Below are 16198 nucleotides of genomic sequence, written 5' to 3' on the forward strand. Positions count from 1 at the left end.
TACGCTGTCGCCACTCTTGGTGAGGACTTACTCGCTCAGTTAGACTCGACTGTGAAAGGCTACTCAGCGAGCAAGCAGTTCTTGATATACCGCTGAAACTCGGTTCTCACATCGTCAATGGTTTTCTCGTCGCTGGTAATCCGTTCTGCCTGAATACCGATTAACACCGTCTGGAACAGCGCGGCTGTCTGGGATGGGTCTTCGACAGCAAATGCGCCTGCATCAACACCCGCTTGGATGACACGAGCAATCTGTTTTCGAATAAAGTCATCACTCCTGCGAAAGAGGCGGTTGTAATCATTGTTGTGTGCTGCTTGCGCACGTAGTTCAATGACAGCCTGCGAAAACTCGATATCGCTGTTGCTGCTGGTGCCAAATATTTCGTCAACGATTATCTCGATATACTCCTCTGGGGACTGGTTGGGTAGTGGGACCTGATTTTCGACCTGTTCCAGCATATAATCCAGAAGATCTACCAACAGCTCATCTTTATCATCGTAGTGATGATATATCAGTGACTGACTCTTCCCGAATTCATCACCTATCTTTGAAATAGTCAGATCCGCGTACCCGTGCCGACGTAATGCGTAGAATGTAGCTTCAAGGATTTCCTCGCGGGTCCCGTCTGGATTCTGAAAAAAGGATATATTGTTAGTCATCTTTACGTCGTCCGTTTCGTGCTTGTCTGGTACGGTTCAAATGGCTCACGGTTTTACTGTTTCTTTTTGTAAGTAACGGGAGTAACTTGAGTTAAGTTTTCTACCATTGAATTGCACAACGAGTTCAGGTCGCTATATTATTGACTATACATTCAATATCCTTAAATATACTGTCACCCCTCCGTTCTAACGATCGCATTAAACCGTCTCATACTTCTCTATGAGGCATAATCCGATTCACCCTGAAGCTTAACGCGTTATAGAGTTGGAGATCAGTAGAATCCGTATTAAAATCAATTGATAGCGGAATCGATATCGGGTAGTAGTTGTTTGATCAAGCAACTGTCTCCATCTGCCTTCCGAACGATACGAAAGCACTATACGTGATTGAATGTTTAGTCAACAGCAAGGAAATGAGGACCGAGAAACGAAGAATTACAGAGTTGTTTATGGCTACCAAAGAGAGCCGGCTTGAATGGAACCGCTAATATCATGGTCTCTACATCCTACAAACTGTTACTCCTGGCTGTAATCGGGATCACCGTAACCAGCGGGACGGCGACTGCGATAGTCGTTGGAAGTCCCGATATCGATGCAACACTGGAAGACGACAATGTTTCTCCAGGCGAGCAAAAAACCATAGAAATTTCACTGGTCAACAGCGGCGATCTTGAAAGCGGCTCCGCCCAAAACCCGGCGTTGAACAGCGACGTAACAACGGCGAAGGGGCTTACTGTGTCATTCAAACCTGGTGACGCGCCGATTTCGGTCAAAAACTCGAAACGAAGCCTTGGGACGCTACAAGTGGGTCCGAAGACGACAGTCCCGTTTGATATTAGCGTTGACGAAGGCGCTAGTTCCGGCACGTACGAGGCACGACTGAAACTCAATTATGAGTATGCGAGTTATATTTCTGAAAGGACGGGATCACAAGTCGAAAACGAGGAAACCCGAACTGTCGACATCGAGATCGACGTTACCGATGATGCCACATTCAATGTGACTGATATTGATTCGGAGGCACGTGTTGACTCTACAGGCACGGTGGCAGTGAGCGTCGAAAATACCGGAGGGAGCGCCGCACGGAACGCTGCGGTCACACTGGAATCACAGAACCAAGATCTCACAATGAGCGGTGGCGATGCCACTTCGCGATTTGTTGATAAGTGGGAACCGGGAGAGGTCCGGACGTTCAACTACCGTGTGAGTTCTTCTGAAGCCGCGGAACCTGAACCGTATGGGTTTGCATTGTCCGTTGGATTTGATAAAGAGAATGGCCTCCGAACGCAATCCGTATCACAATCTGTCGCAGTCGCACCTGATCCTCAACAGCAGTTCTCGGTCGTCAATTCAAGCAGTTCTGTCGCCGTCAGTAACACAGGCACGTATGAGGTCCAACTCCGCAACACGGGCCCGTTGACTGTTGAGGATGCATCTGTTACGTTTACTTCACAGAACGCAGATATAACGTTTGGACAGAGCTCTTCCACAACCGCATACGTGGGAGCATGGGAACCGGGCGAAGTCCGGACTGTCCGGGTCGATACAACGGCGAGCCCCGATGCCGAGGACCGAAGCTACGCGCTGTCAGCCAGCGTGCAGTATGAGGATCAGGAAGGCGATACCAGCACGTATGATGATGTGCAGTTAAGCCTCAGTCCTGCGCCGGAACAGAACTTCGACGTGTCCAACGTCGAAACGTCGCTGCAAGCCGGTGAAGACGGATCACTGAGTGCAATCATCACAAACACTGGGACGCGTGACGTTGAGAACGTCGTCATCACATGGGAAAGTCAGCAGTCGACACTGTCGACGAAAGAGACACAGTACGCTGTTGGAAATCTTGCAGCGGGCGAATCAGCCAACTTCAGCTTTGGCGTTGATGTGTCCAACAGCGCAGAGGCGGGTGCTCGACAGTTTGACTTCGGCGTGAGCTACCGCGACGATAACGGCGACAGGGTCGAAGCGGACACACTTGAGGTCCGTTCACGGGTGGCTGGCAGTCAGGACGAATTCGACATCGAAATACAGAACTCGACGCTCAGTGTGGGACAAGACCGGTCAATCACGTTTACGATAACCAACACAAAGGACACCACGCTGAGAAGCATTGAGGGTAAGGCGTTCGTCAATGATCCGCTCAGCAGTAGTGACGACGAAACGTTCATCGCTGAACTGGAACCCGGAGAGTCGGAAACGGTCTCCGTCCAGCTTTCGGCGGGAAGCGATGCGCTGGAGAAGACGTATCCGCTCAATCTAGACTTCCAGTATGAAACGCCTGATGGTGAAAAACGAGTTTCTGACACCTACAGTCTCCCAATAGATGTCTCGGACCAGTCCGAAAGCGGGGGGACGCCGCTGTGGTTGGTTGGTGGCATTGGGCTCCTGGTAGTCGTTGGCGGCATCGTCTGGTACAGGCGACAGTAACCGTCCGAGGCTAACATCTATGTCACAATGCTAGATTATCAGAAATACATAGACATACTAGACGATTGGATTGTCACCCGTGACAAGACAGTCGTCGCTGTGTTCATCGTCACGACCCTCATTCTGTCGGCTGGTTTCGGGATGACCGCGACTGACTCGGGGACATCACAGTTCACTGAGGGCGTTCCCGCACAGGAAGCGTTCGACGAGGTCAACGACAACTTCGAGCGCGAACCGTTCGGTGAAGGTACCGGTTCCACGACGCTTATTCAAAAGGACCAGAACGTCCTGTCGAAGCCGGCTATCCTCAACATGCTGAAAGCCCAAAACCGGCTTACACAGCGCGAATCACAGGACGTTGTCGGAACGACGAGTGTCGCACAGGCCGTCGCTCAGACGCTGGACCCGGACGCAGAGACACTGCCTGAACAGATCGATGCCGTCGAAGCAGCCTCACAGACAGAGGTTAAATCCGCCACCCGAACGACGCTTGAGCAGCAGCCGTCAATCGCAGGACTTCTCAGCAACGACCTGAACCGAGAGGAGCCGTCGGCATCTGCAACACTGACGACTGTAACACATGAAGTTTCAGGCGTCTCAAGCAGTGCTGGGACAGAGGGGTCATCACCACTGACGCCTATTCAACAAGAAGCGGAGTTCATTGTCAGTTCAGTTGACGGTGACATCTCTGTGTTCGGCAGTGGACTCATTTCTGCTGAGTTGAACAGTGTCATCTCCGATTCGCTGGGACTCGTCGTCCCCGCTGCTGTTGTCCTGATTCTGTTCTTCCTCATTATCGCATACCGGGATCCATTTGATCTGTTAATTGGTTTGGTCTCCCTTGCGATGGCGATTATCTGGACATTCGGGTTCATGGGGTGGGCCGGGATCCCCTTCACGCAGATGTTGATCACAGTCCCACCGTTGCTCCTTGCCATTGGGATCGATTTCGGGATTCACGCTGTGAACAGATACCGCGAAGAACGGGTCGATGGCATCGAACCAACGTCTGCAATGCGGACCGCAACCGACCAGTTGCTCCCCGCGTTTTTCATTGTGACAGGAACGACTGTCCTGGGATTCGCCGCAAACGGGACCAGCCAACTCGGCCCGATCCGTGATCTCGGGTTCGTAGCCAGCGTCGGAATCATATTCACGTTCCTCATCTTCGGCATCTTCCTCCCGTCGTTGAAGCACTTCATGGACCGACAGCGTGAGCGATACACCCTCCCCGAATTCAGTATCGCTCCGATCGGGTCTGAGGACTCCGCAGTCGGGAAGTCGCTAACTGTCGGTGTTTCAATCGCTCGTAAAACTCCGTACATCTTCTTTGCCCTCGTGCTGGTGTCTACGGCAGCTATGGGGGCGTATGGAACAGGGATTGATACCCGGTTCACTACTGAAGACTTTCTCCCACCGGAGGAAAATCCCGGATACGTTGAGGTTCTGCCGGAAGCTGTGGCTCCAAGCGAGTACACAGTCACGAAACAGATTAATTATCTTGAAGACACGTTTGAGAGCGGTGAGAGTGACACAGTAACAATATATGTTGAAGGGTCGTTTCAGGACGGAACAGCGTTAGAGGAGATCCACCGGGCAAATCAGGACCCACCCGACTCCTTTGTTACAGCCGGCGGGAGTGCAGATACGACAAGTATTCTCACCGTAATTAACCAGTATGAGCGTGCTTCGCCGGAATTCCGTCAACTCGTCGCGAAGAACGACCAGAACGGTAACGGCGTGCCCGACCAGAATCTCCCGACCATCTACAACGCGTTGTATGACTCACCGTACGGTGACCGGGCGGAATCGTACATGACTGATGACTACGCGCGAACGCGCATCGTGTACTCCGTCGAGTCCGATGCGAGTCAACAGGAAGTGACAGATGATACGAGAGCCGTCGCGGATGAGTTCCGGATGGAGGCGACTGCGACCGGCAGTGTTGTAGTATTGAAAGCCGTCTCGGACGTAATCGCAGAATCGGCGTACATAAGCCTGGCTCTCGCAATTCTTGCGTCTGCAGCGTTCCTGTTTTTCGCCTACTGGCTACTTGAACGTCGTCCCGGACTGGGCGCTGCGAATCTCGTGCCGATACTGCTCACTATTGCCGCCTTGGCTGCGACAATGCGGTATCTGGATATCCCATTCAACGTCCTCACCGGAACGACGTTATCGATTGGAATCGGGCTCGGTATCGATTACTCCGCCCACCTTGTGCATCGGTTCTCCGAAGAGTACCGCGGCGACACCGGCTTGCTTGAAGCAATCGACATCAGCGTCCGGGGAACAGGTGGTGCACTGGCGGGCAGCATGGTCACCACAACATCCGGAACTGGAGTGCTCGTCCTCGCCGTTGTTCCGATCCTGGGCCAGTTTGGATTGCTGATTGCCGTCAGCGTTCTTTATTCGTTCATCGCGTCCATACTGGTCCTCCCGACATCGATTGTCATCTGGGACCACAGTCGGAACACGCTCGAGACACTCCTTTCGTCGCGTTCAACAGGGGGTCCGTATTAATGGGTACCCCTCTCCCCATACTCGTGGCCCGTTACGACCAAATCAACTGGTCCAGTTCTGGCCCGAACCATGTCCAGTCCGAGGCAACCGAGTTGCGCTGGCAACGTAGCCACAACATGGGTAGGCTGTTCACATGACTGAAAATAGTGACACCCTGGGTGCCACTGAGAAAGAAATCATGTATGCAACGCACCACGCAATGGTTAAGAGTGGATACGCTGAACTCTCGATATCACGTATTTCGGACGAACTCGACAAGGCTAAATCGACGATATATCACTACTACGACTCAAAAGACGCTCTCCTCCTTGATTTTCTTAGGTTTTCTATCGACCGATTCGAATCGACAGTCAATACGACCATCGGCGCCCATCCGAAAGGCGACCTTGACCACATCATACTGACACTCCTCCCGTGCCAGCTAAAAAAGGAGAAACGCCAACTTCACTGCGTCTTGGTCAATATTATGCCGCACGCGCTGGACCAGGAGGCGTTCCGCGAGCAGTTCACCGAGATCGACAACCGACTCAAAACAATCATCGAAAAAACCGTCCGCCGGGGGGTCCGCACAAACGTCTTTCGGGACGTTGATCCGGCACAAGCAGCCGAGCACATCCTGGCGGTGATCAAAGGGGCCATGTGTACCCGTCTCACAACAAACCGTGAAGCCGCAACAGCACGAGCAAGGACTTCTCTGTTCTCTTATATTGACTCGCATTTGATGGCATAACACCTCTTAATACGATAAACACGTTGTGGCGACACCTGAGCGAGACAGTGATACTCTCTTTTTGCTGACTTGCGGGCGTGTTCTGTACTGGGGTGCGGTAATTGCGGGTGTCCTCATCAGGCGGCACCACTGGCGACACCAACTAACAGACTCTCAAAAAGCGGATTCACAGAACGATTAGGCTCTATTGAGATCTATTGTTTCGACACCTGTCCGTGGGAAACAGCTTTTAGATAGGTCTGAGAACTTACCCTAACTGCTTAGTGATATCGTATCGAATTTTACGTGAGATGCCAAAGCCTGATAGTACGGTCCTTGTGGTTTTTTCTGTAATCGCCCTATTCGCTGTTCTTCTAATGGTAGAGAATGGTGATGTCGTTCAGGGACTGCTTTGGACAGGTATCTCTACAATCCTTTTCTGGGGACTCTGGAAGCATAAGAACGGTGAGTTGGTCAAACAGTAGGCACGCTACACTGAGCGATTTACTGTCGATGCTTCCGGCTGTTCACTATAAACTGTCGTAGTTCAGTGGAAATAGTGCGTTGTAAGAACACATCGATTGTCGATTCAGGTGTGTAACTGGTCGATCCACTCATCGATTGAGGTGAATTGGCCGCTATCGAACGTGGTTCCGACACCGAACGGTGCGTCGACGACTGAGGTCAAGTCGATTTTACCGCCCTGCACGTCAAGCGTCGGAAATCCTTCCTCGTGGCGGCGGTACAGGTCACCATGGGCCTCAAGAACCTCGTGTTGTACCGATTCGGGGAACGCGTCGAGGCCGCGGAAGTAGTGGTGGCCGTTTCGCTCGACGTGGTCGGCGCCGATGGTCGCCGTCACCGCAAGGTCCTGTAGGAGTTCTACCGGACCCACAGTTGTCAGATCCTCGGCGCTCAATACGTATTGCTGATCCGTGTCGGTGCGGTTGCGATGAGCGATCAGACAGGCGTTGACCACGCCCTTGAAAACGCCCTTGCAGTTCTTGTGACTCGTTCCGGCGTACCCGTACTCAAGTGCCGTCCCAGCACTGTCGATCCGGCCGTCTGACTCGTCGATAATGATCGGCGGCGCGTCGTCCCACCGTTCGAGGACGCCCTTCGTCGCGGACGTGAACGCGTCATCGCGGGCAAGGGGTTGTTCGACGTAGGTAAGTCGTTCGAAGAGAGCCGCAAGGGCGGGCTCGTCCGTGTGGGACATCCACTGGCGTTTGAACTCCCTGACAGACTCGTAGCCTTCGTTGGCGTCAACGGTACACCGGTATTCCGTAACGCCAAGATCAGCCAGGAGTTCGGCGATGTCCACGAGACGCTCGCGATCCCGCTCTAGGTCCGCGGAGAGCTTGATTTTGAAGTGGTTCACATCGTCCCGGCGGACGTACTCCGCGAGCGTCTGCGGGAGGCCGTCAGCAAGGCGGGATCCGGGAGTAGGGTCGTTGTCGGTCAGGGGGTCTTCCTGGCCGACAGTGTGGCGTATCGCAGTGGAAGTAAGCGGTTCCGCCGGCAAGAGGTCGGCAGGTTCGTACGTGGAGAGTTCCTCGTAGATACACCCCAGGTCAATGCCGAGTACGTTCTTCCTGACCGCAGCCGCGAACGTTGTGTCCTTCCGCCGGCAGACGGCATCGATCAGGGCTTGCTCGACGAGGCTGACCCCGTAGGACCAGAGGAGGGGCGGGTGGTCCGTTTCGCTTGCCCACTCTCGCTGGCGTTCGTACAGCGACCACCAGCAGGCGAAGGCGGTCGGCGCTGGCTCCAGCGCTCGTGCGTGATCCATACCGGCCCGGAACACCTCGATCATGTTGGTCAGGCCCGTGACGAGGCGCATGTCCGGGTCCTTGTAGAACCATCCGGGGATCAGCCCTCCCATCGCGGTCCCGCTTTGAGTCTCGCCGTCGATCTCGGCCGTTATCCGGAGGAAAACCTTCGGAATCTCGGTAACTTCGACGTTGCCGAAGTGAAACGGCATCCGGGTTTCAAGATCGAAGACGCGCAGCTCCGTTTCAGTAACTGAGACTGTCATAGCACGGAAGAGATCCCGAAACAGGTTAGTACTTTCTCCCGGTCTCCGTTCGTCCGCCTCGCCAGGAGTAACCGCCGCCCTCAGAGCTCCAGTTCGGGGACCTCGACGCGTCGGCCCTCGTCCCAGGATCGGTAACTCGCCTCGGTCAGCTGGACGCCTTTCGCGCCCTCGCGGAAGTTCCAGGGGAACGGTTCGTCAGCGACAACGTGGCGGATATACTTCGCCCACTGCTCTTTGAACGCGTTCTCGAACACTTGGTTGTCCGGAACGTCCTCCCAGTCGTCGTAGAAGTCGTGCTCGTTCGGCGTGTCAGGGTTCCACTCCGGCTTGGGGGTATTGGAGTGGTGCTGGGTCTTGCACTCTCGCAGACCCGCGACCGCACTGCCTTCGGTCCCGTCAACCTGGATCTCGAGCAGGTCGTCCCGGTTGACGCGGACGGTCCACGACGAATTGAGCTGTGCAACCACGTCGTCTTCGAGTTCCATGATGGCGTAGGCGGCGTCTTCCGCGGTGGCCTCGTAGGTCTCACCGTTCTCGTCGACGCGCTCGGGGACGTGTATCTTGCCGAGACAACTGACCGTCTCCACGTCGCCGAAGAGACTCTCGAGTACGTAGCTCCAGTGGGAGAACATGTCGTCGATGATCCCACCGCCGTCCTCGGCACGGTAGTTCCACGACGGGCGCTGGGCGGGCTGAACGTGGCCCGTAAACACCCAGTAGCCGAACTCGACGCGCACCGAGAGGAGGTCGCCGAAAAAGCCCTGGTCGATAAGACGCTGGAGCTTCATCAACCCGGGGAGCCAGAGCTTGTCCTGGACGATTCCGTGCTTCACATCACTCTCCTCGGCGGCCCGGGCCACCTCCATTGCCTCGTCAAGGTCCGTTGCGAGTGGCTTCTCGCAGTAGACGTGCTTGCCAGCGTCGATAGCCTTCAGGAGAGCCTCAGGTCGACGCGGTGTGACCTGGGAGTCGAAGTAGATTTCGTCGTCACCGTCCAGTACGGTTTCCAGTTCGGGGTCGACCGCGTACCGGCTGAGATCGTGTTCCTCACACAGCGCCTGCAACTTCCGTTCGTTTCGACCGACGAGAATGGGGTCGGGGACGACCCGTTCACCGCCGGGCAGTTCTACGCCGCCCTCCTCGCGTAGCGCCAGAATCGACCGAATGAGGTGTTGATTCGTTCCCATCCGACCGGTGACGCCATTCATGATGATGCCAACGTCTTGCATAGCGAACTCCGTCAACGAAACGAGGTTTCCCGAGTCTTAATAGCGTTTCGGTCACCCACGTTCGCAGGCCAGTCAAGTCATTCGTGGCCCGGTTTCGAACGGTTCGACGCACGAACGGGGTCCACAACCCGTACTTTCTTGTACTATCTCGACCGAATTTCTGACATGCCTGTGAAAATTGGCTACGTCGGTGTCGACCATCACCACCGCGATCCCTACTTTTCCGTCGCAAGCAGTCTGGACCTCGACGTGACCGCCGTCTGTGAACCCGGGCGTCGCGTCGATGTCGAGACCCTCACTGCGATGGACGAGCGCCCGGATGAGGTGACTACTGAGGGACAGAACGTCTCGGATCTCGTCGCGGGCGCGTCCGTATACGAGAACCCACACCGCCTGGTGGCTGAGGCGGATATCGATGTCGTCTGGATCACATACCGGAGTGACGAGACGCCGGCCATCGTTTCGAGCGCCGTCGACGAGGGCGTTCACGTCGTCAGCGAGAAACCGATCGGTCGAACCGCCGCGGACCTCGAGTCCATCGCCACGCGGGCGAACGAACGGGGCGTGACTGTCGCACCGACGATGTACTACCGGAAGAATCCGGTCGCAATGGACCTCCGAGAGCGCGTCCAGAACGGGTTTTTCGGCGATGTCTGGACAGTCGAGGGTCGATTCAACGCGAGTCAACTGTCCTACCGCGACACGACACACTACATCTACGACCGCGAAACGAGTCGGGGCGGTGCGCTCCAGTGGGTCGGTCCCCACTGGATCGATATGATGCCGTGGATCCTCGACGACCCCATCGACCGGGTCAACGCTCAGTTCCACGAGGCCGAAGACGACCCGCACGCGGATGTCGACCTCGGTGGCGTCATGCAGTTCGAAACTGAAGGCGGTACGCTCGGCACATATCACTCCGGGTACTACCTGAGCGACCGCGGGAAGGACACGCACTTCGGTCTGTACGGAAAGGAGGGCCAGGCGCTCACACCAGTTCATCACGACGCGCTCCAGCACGAACCGACCATTCCGCTCGAACTGACATCCGAGGACGCCGAGTGGTCCGCAGCGCCCACGCGAACGATCGAGTACGAGTTCACATACGACCGGTTCCCGGCATGGGGCGACTTCGTCTATGACTACTTCCAGGCCTTTTTCGAGGGCTACGAGACCGGCGACGTGCCGGCCACCGTCGACGACGCGGTCCAGTTGCTCCGGGTCCTCGATGCGGCGTACGACTCGGCCGAACGCGATGCGTGGGCCGAGGTATAGAGCGCTTCCTTGAGAATACGGAACCCGAGTCACCGATGCGAGGGACCGCAGTGGCCGTCACTGTGTTCGATTATCCCGAACTTTAAATTGAGCGCTTCCCATAGAGAGTGTATGGACCGCGAAACTGGGTCAAAAACGCTGCAGACCACGGCCACATCCATTGAGATACTGGAGCTCCTCGAGGAAGTCGACGGGGCCGGCGTCAGCGAGATCGCCGAGCGGATGGACCTCCCCAAGAGTACCGTCCACGGCCACCTCGCTACCCTGGAAACGAAGCAGTTCGTCGTCAAGCGCGGTGACGTGTACTACCTCGGCCCGGAACTACTCCGCCTGGGCAACCAGGTCCGGACCCGCAAGGAGGGGTTCATCCTCGCCCGGGAGTACACCGAGCGCCTCTTCGACGAGGTTGGCTTCCGGACGACCTTCGCAGTCGAGATGGGGGGCCAGGCTGTCTTCATTCACACCGCGTCGGGCAATAAGATGGGGTGGGCACACGAGCGACTCGGCAACAGACTCTACCTCCACAACACGGCCGTCGGGAAGGCGATGCTGGCGGCCATGCCTCGAATGCGAGTCGAACAGATCCTCGATAACTGGGGGATGCCACAGGAGACTGATCACACCATCACCGACCGGGACGAACTGTTCGCGGAACTGGCGGAGATACGTGAGCAGGGCTACGCCGTCAACCACGAGGAGAACATCCAGGACCTGTATGCCATCGGCGTCGCGGCGACGGAGCAGTCCGGGTCCGTCATCGGCGGATTCAGCATCACCGGCCCGAAACACTCCTTCTCGGACTCGACCCGGGAACGACAGCTAGCCGAAGTCCTCACGGAACAGATCAACGAGTACGAACTCGAACTGTCCCTCGTCTGACTCCCAGTCCGGACTCGGATGCGCCCGCTCCCGCCACGCGGTCCACAGCGCTCGTTCGAATTTCCCGAACATTAAGTTAGAACCCACTATATAACAAATGTACGCTTGTTATATATTAGCATCTGACCCTCCTTCCGTGGATTTGTCATGAAATATCATTCGATATATACGAACGTTAAAATGGAACGTTCCGTCTCGGCGGAACCGTCGCGACTCGAACGTCGGTCACCGATCTAGAGACCAGAGTTGGCCCGAACCGCAGGCTTTCGGCCGTGAACGGAGCCAAGAGCTGCGATGAAACCATGTGTAAAATACCAATTTCCATTAATAACAATTTTATATAATGTATGTGAATGTCCCGACTGTATGTCTGATAGAGAGCCAACCGCGGCTGAAGAACGAATCATCGACGAACTAGACGCCGTATTACCGGGCGAATTCGACCGGCGGAAGTTCCTGCACGGCACCGCCGCAACGATAGGCGCGGCGATGTTCGCCGGGTGTTCCGGCGACGGCGGGGGCGGCGGTGACGGCAGCAGCGGAGGAAGTACTCCGACCGAGGCTTCCGGCGGCGGGACCACATCGACCGAGGCGAACGGCTTCATGGACGAGACGGATGCCGTCTTCACGACGCCCTGGAAGATAGAGCCGTCGTGGGGACACACGCACGTGGCCGAAGGACGAGGGTACTGGGAGGACGCCGGTGTTCCGAATATTGACGGTGTCCGTGGGAACGGCTCGGACACCGAGTCCCAGAACATCGGGACTGGTAACAAACCGATGGGCATCGCGTCGATGACCACGGCACTCAGCGTCTACCCCGAGACGGAAAACACCGAAGCGCTGGACATGAGCATGGTCGGTCTCGCCCGTGGGCGGCCGCTTCTCTCACTCATCTGGCGCAAGGACATGATGGAGAACCGCGAGGATATCGCCGGCAAGACGATCCTCGCCGCGTCCGGGTTCGCTGCGGCGACGATCCAGGTGTACCCGAACCTCGTTGGCGTCGATCCGAGCGAAGTGACGCTCCAAGAAGGGACCGAAGAGGTCGCCGCGCCGCGCCTCGCCAACGGCGAAGTCGCCGCAGTCTGGGGGTCCATCGACCTCCTACCCGTCTACCAGCAGGAGGTCGACGCAGAACTGGGCGTCACCCCACTGACGGCCTTCGGCGGTTTCCCTGGCTTCCCCATCTGGGTGAACAATAGCTGGTACGAAAACAAGGAGAACGCGCCCGAGTTCATGGGCCAGGTCATGACGGGCTACTTCAAGGCCCTGAAGTGGGGGCTGCTCAACCAGTCGGAGTACCTCGACTACCTCAAGAACGAGGTTAACCAGAACCTCCAGACCTGGACGGAAGACGAACTCACGGGCCAGCACGAGGTGAACTGCGCCCAGGCCGTCACGCTCAACATGAAAGACGAAGGCCTCGGCTACTTCACCGAGGACGGCGTCGCCAACGTGCTCGAAAACGCCGGCCCGGCGCTCGTTGACAATCCCGACGCGCTCCCGTCTGCAAGCGAGATAGTCATCTCGGAGCCCTGGGAGAACACAGAAAAGGTCACGTTCACTGACGAGGAGTGGGATCAACTCGGAGAGACAGCCGGTATGATTTGGGACCTATTCGAAGAGGCCGAGGCCAACAACTGAAAGTTCACCATCGATGGACCGACCCTCGCGCGGAAGTGGTCCGCGACCCGCCCCGAATCCCTTCGAGGCGGTGCATCGACGAGCGATTCGACGGCGGTGACGGCCGGAAACAAGTCACTCTACTAATCAGTTACGCTTATGTGGTGGGAAAAACCATCAACAAATAATAATGAATAACAAAATAGAACAGCAATCCAGAACCGACGACGCTGAGTCGGTGGATCACACGATTTCGTTCGACAGTGTCGACAAGGTATATGGCGCAGATGCAGTCGCAGAGGAATCCGTGGTCGCGTTGCAAGACATCGATCTGGACGTGGAACGCGGCGAGTTCGTGTCGGTGGTCGGCCCCTCCGGCTGCGGGAAGACGACGCTGTTACACATGGCTGCAGGCATCCTTGAGCCGACGGACGGCTCGGTCCAAATAAACGGGGTCGACGTACAGAGTTCACAGCACGAGCGCAAGGAAGTCGGCCTCGTCTTCCAGCATCCGGTCGCTCTCGAATGGCGGACGGTTCGGAAGAACATCATGCTCCCCGTTCAGATCCTGAAGGAAAACGGGGCTATCGACAAGGACATGAGTCACTACGAGGACCGGGCCGACGAACTCCTCTCGCTTGTCGGACTGGAAGGGTTCGGTGACGCCTACCCCAACGAACTGTCCGGCGGGATGCAACAGCGGGTCACCATCAGCCAGTCGCTGATCTACAACCCGTCAGTGCTCCTGATGGACGAACCGTTCGGGTCGCTGGACGCGATGACGAAGGACGAACTCAACCTCGAACTGCTCCGCATCTGGCGCGAGACGGAGAAAACCATCCTGTTCATCACCCATGATTTGGACGAAGCGGTGTTCCTCTCCGACCGAGTCGTCGTGCTTTCCCCACGCCCGGGTGAGGTCGCAGATGTCATCGACATCGATCTCGACAGGCCCCGGGGCGAGGACACTCGGGGCTCCACTCGATTCGTCGAACTGTCTGCTGAACTCCACCAGTACTTCAAGAGCCTGCAATGATCGGGAACGCCGTGCGAAAACTGGGCAACGGGATCACCGGCGGGGGTCGGTTCAGCTTCGACAACGACAGACTCACCCGCTGGGTGCTCTCCGGATTCGGCCTCGTCCTACTGCTCGCGTTCTGGGAAGCGGTTACGACGGTGCTGTCGCTTAACCCGAAGTACTTCCCCGGACCGATGGGTGTGGTGAACGAACTCATCCGCATCTGGCCGGCTATCGTCGCTGCCCTGCCGAACACGCTCTCGGCCGCGCTGGTCGGGTATCTGCTGGCGCTCGCACTCTCTATCGTCATCGCGATTCCACTCGTCGCCAGCGACCGCCTCCTGAACGCGCTGATGCCGTTCATCATCGGGACGAACACCGTCCCCCGTATCGCGATGACCCCGCTCGTGATTTACTGGGTTAGCTTCTACAGCGTCTCGATGCTCTACCTCGCGAACTACGTGATGGCGGTCTGGGTCGCGTTCTTCCCGATGCTGATCGCCGCCATCGACGGGTTCCGGAGCATCGACGAAGACACCGAGAACATGCTCGAAGTGTACGGCGCGACGACCTGGCAGGAGTTCAAGTACGTTCGGTTCAAGAACGGCCTTCCGTTCATCTTCGACGGCATGAAAATCGGATTCGTCCTGGCGATGATCGGAGCGGTCGTCGGCGAGTTCGTCAGTGGGACCTTCGGTATCGGCTCACAGGCCGCCTCGGCCATCGGCCGGACGAGCATCGCCCGGGCGTTCGCCATCGTCCTCGTGCTTGGGCTGATCAGCACCGGCGTGGTCCTGATTGTCTACCTGATCGAGAGTAAAATGATCTTCTGGCGCGAATCGTCGATTATGGGGGACGAGTAATATGTCGGGACTCTCCGAACGGCAGTTCGCGCTGGCCAAGCGGTGGCTCAAGCGCCAGTTCCCGACGCTGGTTACCGGCGTCCTGTTCATCGTCCTCTGGGAGGGTATCGCCCGAATCATCGGCAACAACCGCATCGTCGCGGACATCGGATATACGGTTAGTTCCCTGCAGGCGCAGGCCGATACTATTGTCGTGCGTGTCTCAGAGACGTTCTCCTCAGTCGTAGTCGCGTTCATCCTGGCAGTGGTACTGGGTGTCCTTCTCGGCATGATTATCGCCGAAATATACACGCTCAGGCAGATGACGATGCCGCTCATCATTTTCGCGTACGCCGTCCCGCACCCGGTACTCGCGCCGATGTTCATCATCTGGTTCCTCGTTGGCGGCAGCTTCACGCTGTTTACGTTCACCGGTCCGTCGGCGTACATCTTCCCGGCTATGACCGCCGCGGACGCGCAGATAGCCATCGGCATCAACGGGGTCAGTACGTTCGGTGCCTGGGTCGGCTTCTTCCCGGTGTTCATCAGCACTATAACCGGGATGAACGAACTCGAAGAGCGCTACCAGCACCTCGGGACGGTGCTCGGTGCGACCCGCTGGCAGATGGTGAAGTACTTCCGGTTCTGGCGGGCCCTGCCCAACATCGCGAGCAGCATCAAGTCGACGGTGCAACTCTCCATCGTTGGCGTCATCGTCGCCGAATTCATCGCCTCGTCTTCGGGTATCGGCTACCAGATCATCCTGGCTTGGAAGACCGGTGACCTGGGCTACATGTTCGGCGTCGTCCTGGTCATCATGCTTGTCTCGTACACGTTCTTCCAGCTCGCGGTCTGGACTGTGAAGTACGTGACCCCGCCGGGATCGACCACCTGACGCCATCGGCGGACCCCCTCGCTGAATCTCTCTGCGGGACCGTCACGGGCACGCTGGCTGCCGCATGGGAACCTTTAGGCC

12 protein-coding genes are annotated in these 16198 nt (G+C 56.9%); 9 read left to right on the forward strand and 3 right to left on the reverse strand.

Annotation, left to right across the window (positions count from 1 at the left end):
• Positions 1 to 59: 59 nt before the first annotated feature.
• A complete protein-coding gene (locus Harman_RS11700) occupies positions 60 to 659 on the reverse strand; it encodes a TetR/AcrR family transcriptional regulator (protein WP_137683976.1) in 600 nt (199 codons plus the stop codon).
• Between the two features lie 492 nt (positions 660 to 1151).
• On the opposite strand from Harman_RS11700, the gene Harman_RS11705 reads away from it, so the two are divergent.
• The 3 genes from Harman_RS11705 (at position 1152) to Harman_RS11715 (ending at position 6336) form a co-directional block, all read left to right on the forward strand.
• Positions 1152 to 3086: a COG1361 S-layer family protein gene (locus tag Harman_RS11705; protein WP_137683977.1), complete on the forward strand. Its 1935-nt coding sequence runs from the start codon at positions 1152 to 1154 to the stop codon at positions 3084 to 3086.
• Between the two features lie 27 nt (positions 3087 to 3113).
• Complete coding sequence (locus Harman_RS11710) at positions 3114 to 5606, forward strand: efflux RND transporter permease subunit (protein WP_137683978.1); 2493 nt, start codon at positions 3114 to 3116, stop codon at positions 5604 to 5606.
• 133 nt (positions 5607 to 5739) lie between these two features.
• Complete coding sequence (locus Harman_RS11715) at positions 5740 to 6336, forward strand: TetR/AcrR family transcriptional regulator (protein ID WP_137683979.1); 597 nt, start codon at positions 5740 to 5742, stop codon at positions 6334 to 6336.
• A 568-nt stretch (positions 6337 to 6904) separates the two neighbouring features.
• Here the strand turns inward: Harman_RS11715 and Harman_RS11720 are convergent.
• Complete coding sequence (locus Harman_RS11720) at positions 6905 to 8353, reverse strand: hypothetical protein (RefSeq protein WP_137683980.1); 1449 nt, start codon at positions 8351 to 8353, stop codon at positions 6905 to 6907.
• A gap of 80 nt (positions 8354 to 8433) precedes the next feature.
• The gene (locus tag Harman_RS11725) at positions 8434 to 9582 is read right to left on the reverse strand and encodes a Gfo/Idh/MocA family protein (protein WP_137683981.1); all 1149 of its coding nucleotides are present in this window, start codon (positions 9580 to 9582) and stop codon (positions 8434 to 8436) included.
• A gap of 165 nt (positions 9583 to 9747) precedes the next feature.
• Here Harman_RS11725 and Harman_RS11730 point away from each other — a divergent pair, with 165 nt between their 5' ends.
• The 6 genes from Harman_RS11730 to Harman_RS11755 all read left to right on the forward strand — a co-directional run bounded on the left by Harman_RS11730 (position 9748) and on the right by Harman_RS11755 (position 16117).
• Positions 9748 to 10857 carry a Gfo/Idh/MocA family protein gene (locus Harman_RS11730; protein WP_137683982.1) on the forward strand — a complete coding sequence of 370 codons (1110 nt, stop codon included), beginning with the start codon at positions 9748 to 9750 and terminating at the stop codon, positions 10855 to 10857.
• A gap of 111 nt (positions 10858 to 10968) precedes the next feature.
• Positions 10969 to 11736: an IclR family transcriptional regulator gene (locus tag Harman_RS11735; RefSeq protein WP_137683983.1), complete on the forward strand. Its 768-nt coding sequence runs from the start codon at positions 10969 to 10971 to the stop codon at positions 11734 to 11736.
• Positions 11737 to 12102: 366 nt separating this feature from the next.
• Entirely contained in the window at positions 12103 to 13383 is a 1281-nt protein-coding gene (locus tag Harman_RS21240) for an ABC transporter substrate-binding protein (RefSeq protein ID WP_160140683.1), read from the forward strand.
• A 169-nt stretch (positions 13384 to 13552) separates the two neighbouring features.
• Positions 13553 to 14398: an ABC transporter ATP-binding protein gene (locus tag Harman_RS11745; RefSeq protein WP_137683984.1), complete on the forward strand. Its 846-nt coding sequence runs from the start codon at positions 13553 to 13555 to the stop codon at positions 14396 to 14398.
• On the forward strand, positions 14395 to 15243 hold the full coding sequence (locus tag Harman_RS11750) for an ABC transporter permease (RefSeq protein WP_137683985.1): 849 nt from the start codon (positions 14395 to 14397) through the stop codon (positions 15241 to 15243). The genes Harman_RS11745 and Harman_RS11750 overlap by 4 nt, the downstream gene beginning before the upstream one ends.
• 1 nt (position 15244) lies before the next feature.
• Positions 15245 to 16117 (forward strand): ABC transporter permease, encoded by an 873-nt coding sequence (locus Harman_RS11755; RefSeq protein WP_137683986.1) that lies wholly within the window; start codon positions 15245 to 15247, stop codon positions 16115 to 16117.
• The last annotated feature ends 81 nt before the right edge of the window (positions 16118 to 16198 follow it).

Origin of the sequence: Haloarcula mannanilytica, from assembly GCF_005406125.1 — an archaeon.
GTDB classification, from domain to species: Archaea; Halobacteriota; Halobacteria; order Halobacteriales; family Haloarculaceae; genus Haloarcula; species Haloarcula mannanilytica.

Bases quoted from the DNA above. Each gene is read 5' to 3' on its own strand.
- Harman_RS11700 (WP_137683976.1), bottom strand. From the start codon at position 659: ATGACTAACAATATATCCTTTTTTCAGAATCCAGACGGGACCCGCGAG.
- Harman_RS11705 (WP_137683977.1), top strand. From the start codon at position 1,152: ATGGTCTCTACATCCTACAAACTGTTACTCCTGGCTGTAATCGGGATC.
- Harman_RS11710 (WP_137683978.1), top strand. From the start codon at position 3,114: ATGCTAGATTATCAGAAATACATAGACATACTAGACGATTGGATTGTC.
- Harman_RS11715 (WP_137683979.1), top strand. From the start codon at position 5,740: ATGACTGAAAATAGTGACACCCTGGGTGCCACTGAGAAAGAAATCATG.
- Harman_RS11720 (WP_137683980.1), bottom strand. From the start codon at position 8,353: ATGACAGTCTCAGTTACTGAAACGGAGCTGCGCGTCTTCGATCTTGAA.
- Harman_RS11725 (WP_137683981.1), bottom strand. From the start codon at position 9,582: ATGCAAGACGTTGGCATCATCATGAATGGCGTCACCGGTCGGATGGGA.
- Harman_RS11730 (WP_137683982.1), top strand. From the start codon at position 9,748: ATGCCTGTGAAAATTGGCTACGTCGGTGTCGACCATCACCACCGCGAT.
- Harman_RS11735 (WP_137683983.1), top strand. From the start codon at position 10,969: ATGGACCGCGAAACTGGGTCAAAAACGCTGCAGACCACGGCCACATCC.
- Harman_RS21240 (WP_160140683.1), top strand. From the start codon at position 12,103: ATGTCTGATAGAGAGCCAACCGCGGCTGAAGAACGAATCATCGACGAA.
- Harman_RS11745 (WP_137683984.1), top strand. From the start codon at position 13,553: ATGAATAACAAAATAGAACAGCAATCCAGAACCGACGACGCTGAGTCG.
- Harman_RS11750 (WP_137683985.1), top strand. From the start codon at position 14,395: ATGATCGGGAACGCCGTGCGAAAACTGGGCAACGGGATCACCGGCGGG.
- Harman_RS11755 (WP_137683986.1), top strand. From the start codon at position 15,245: ATGTCGGGACTCTCCGAACGGCAGTTCGCGCTGGCCAAGCGGTGGCTC.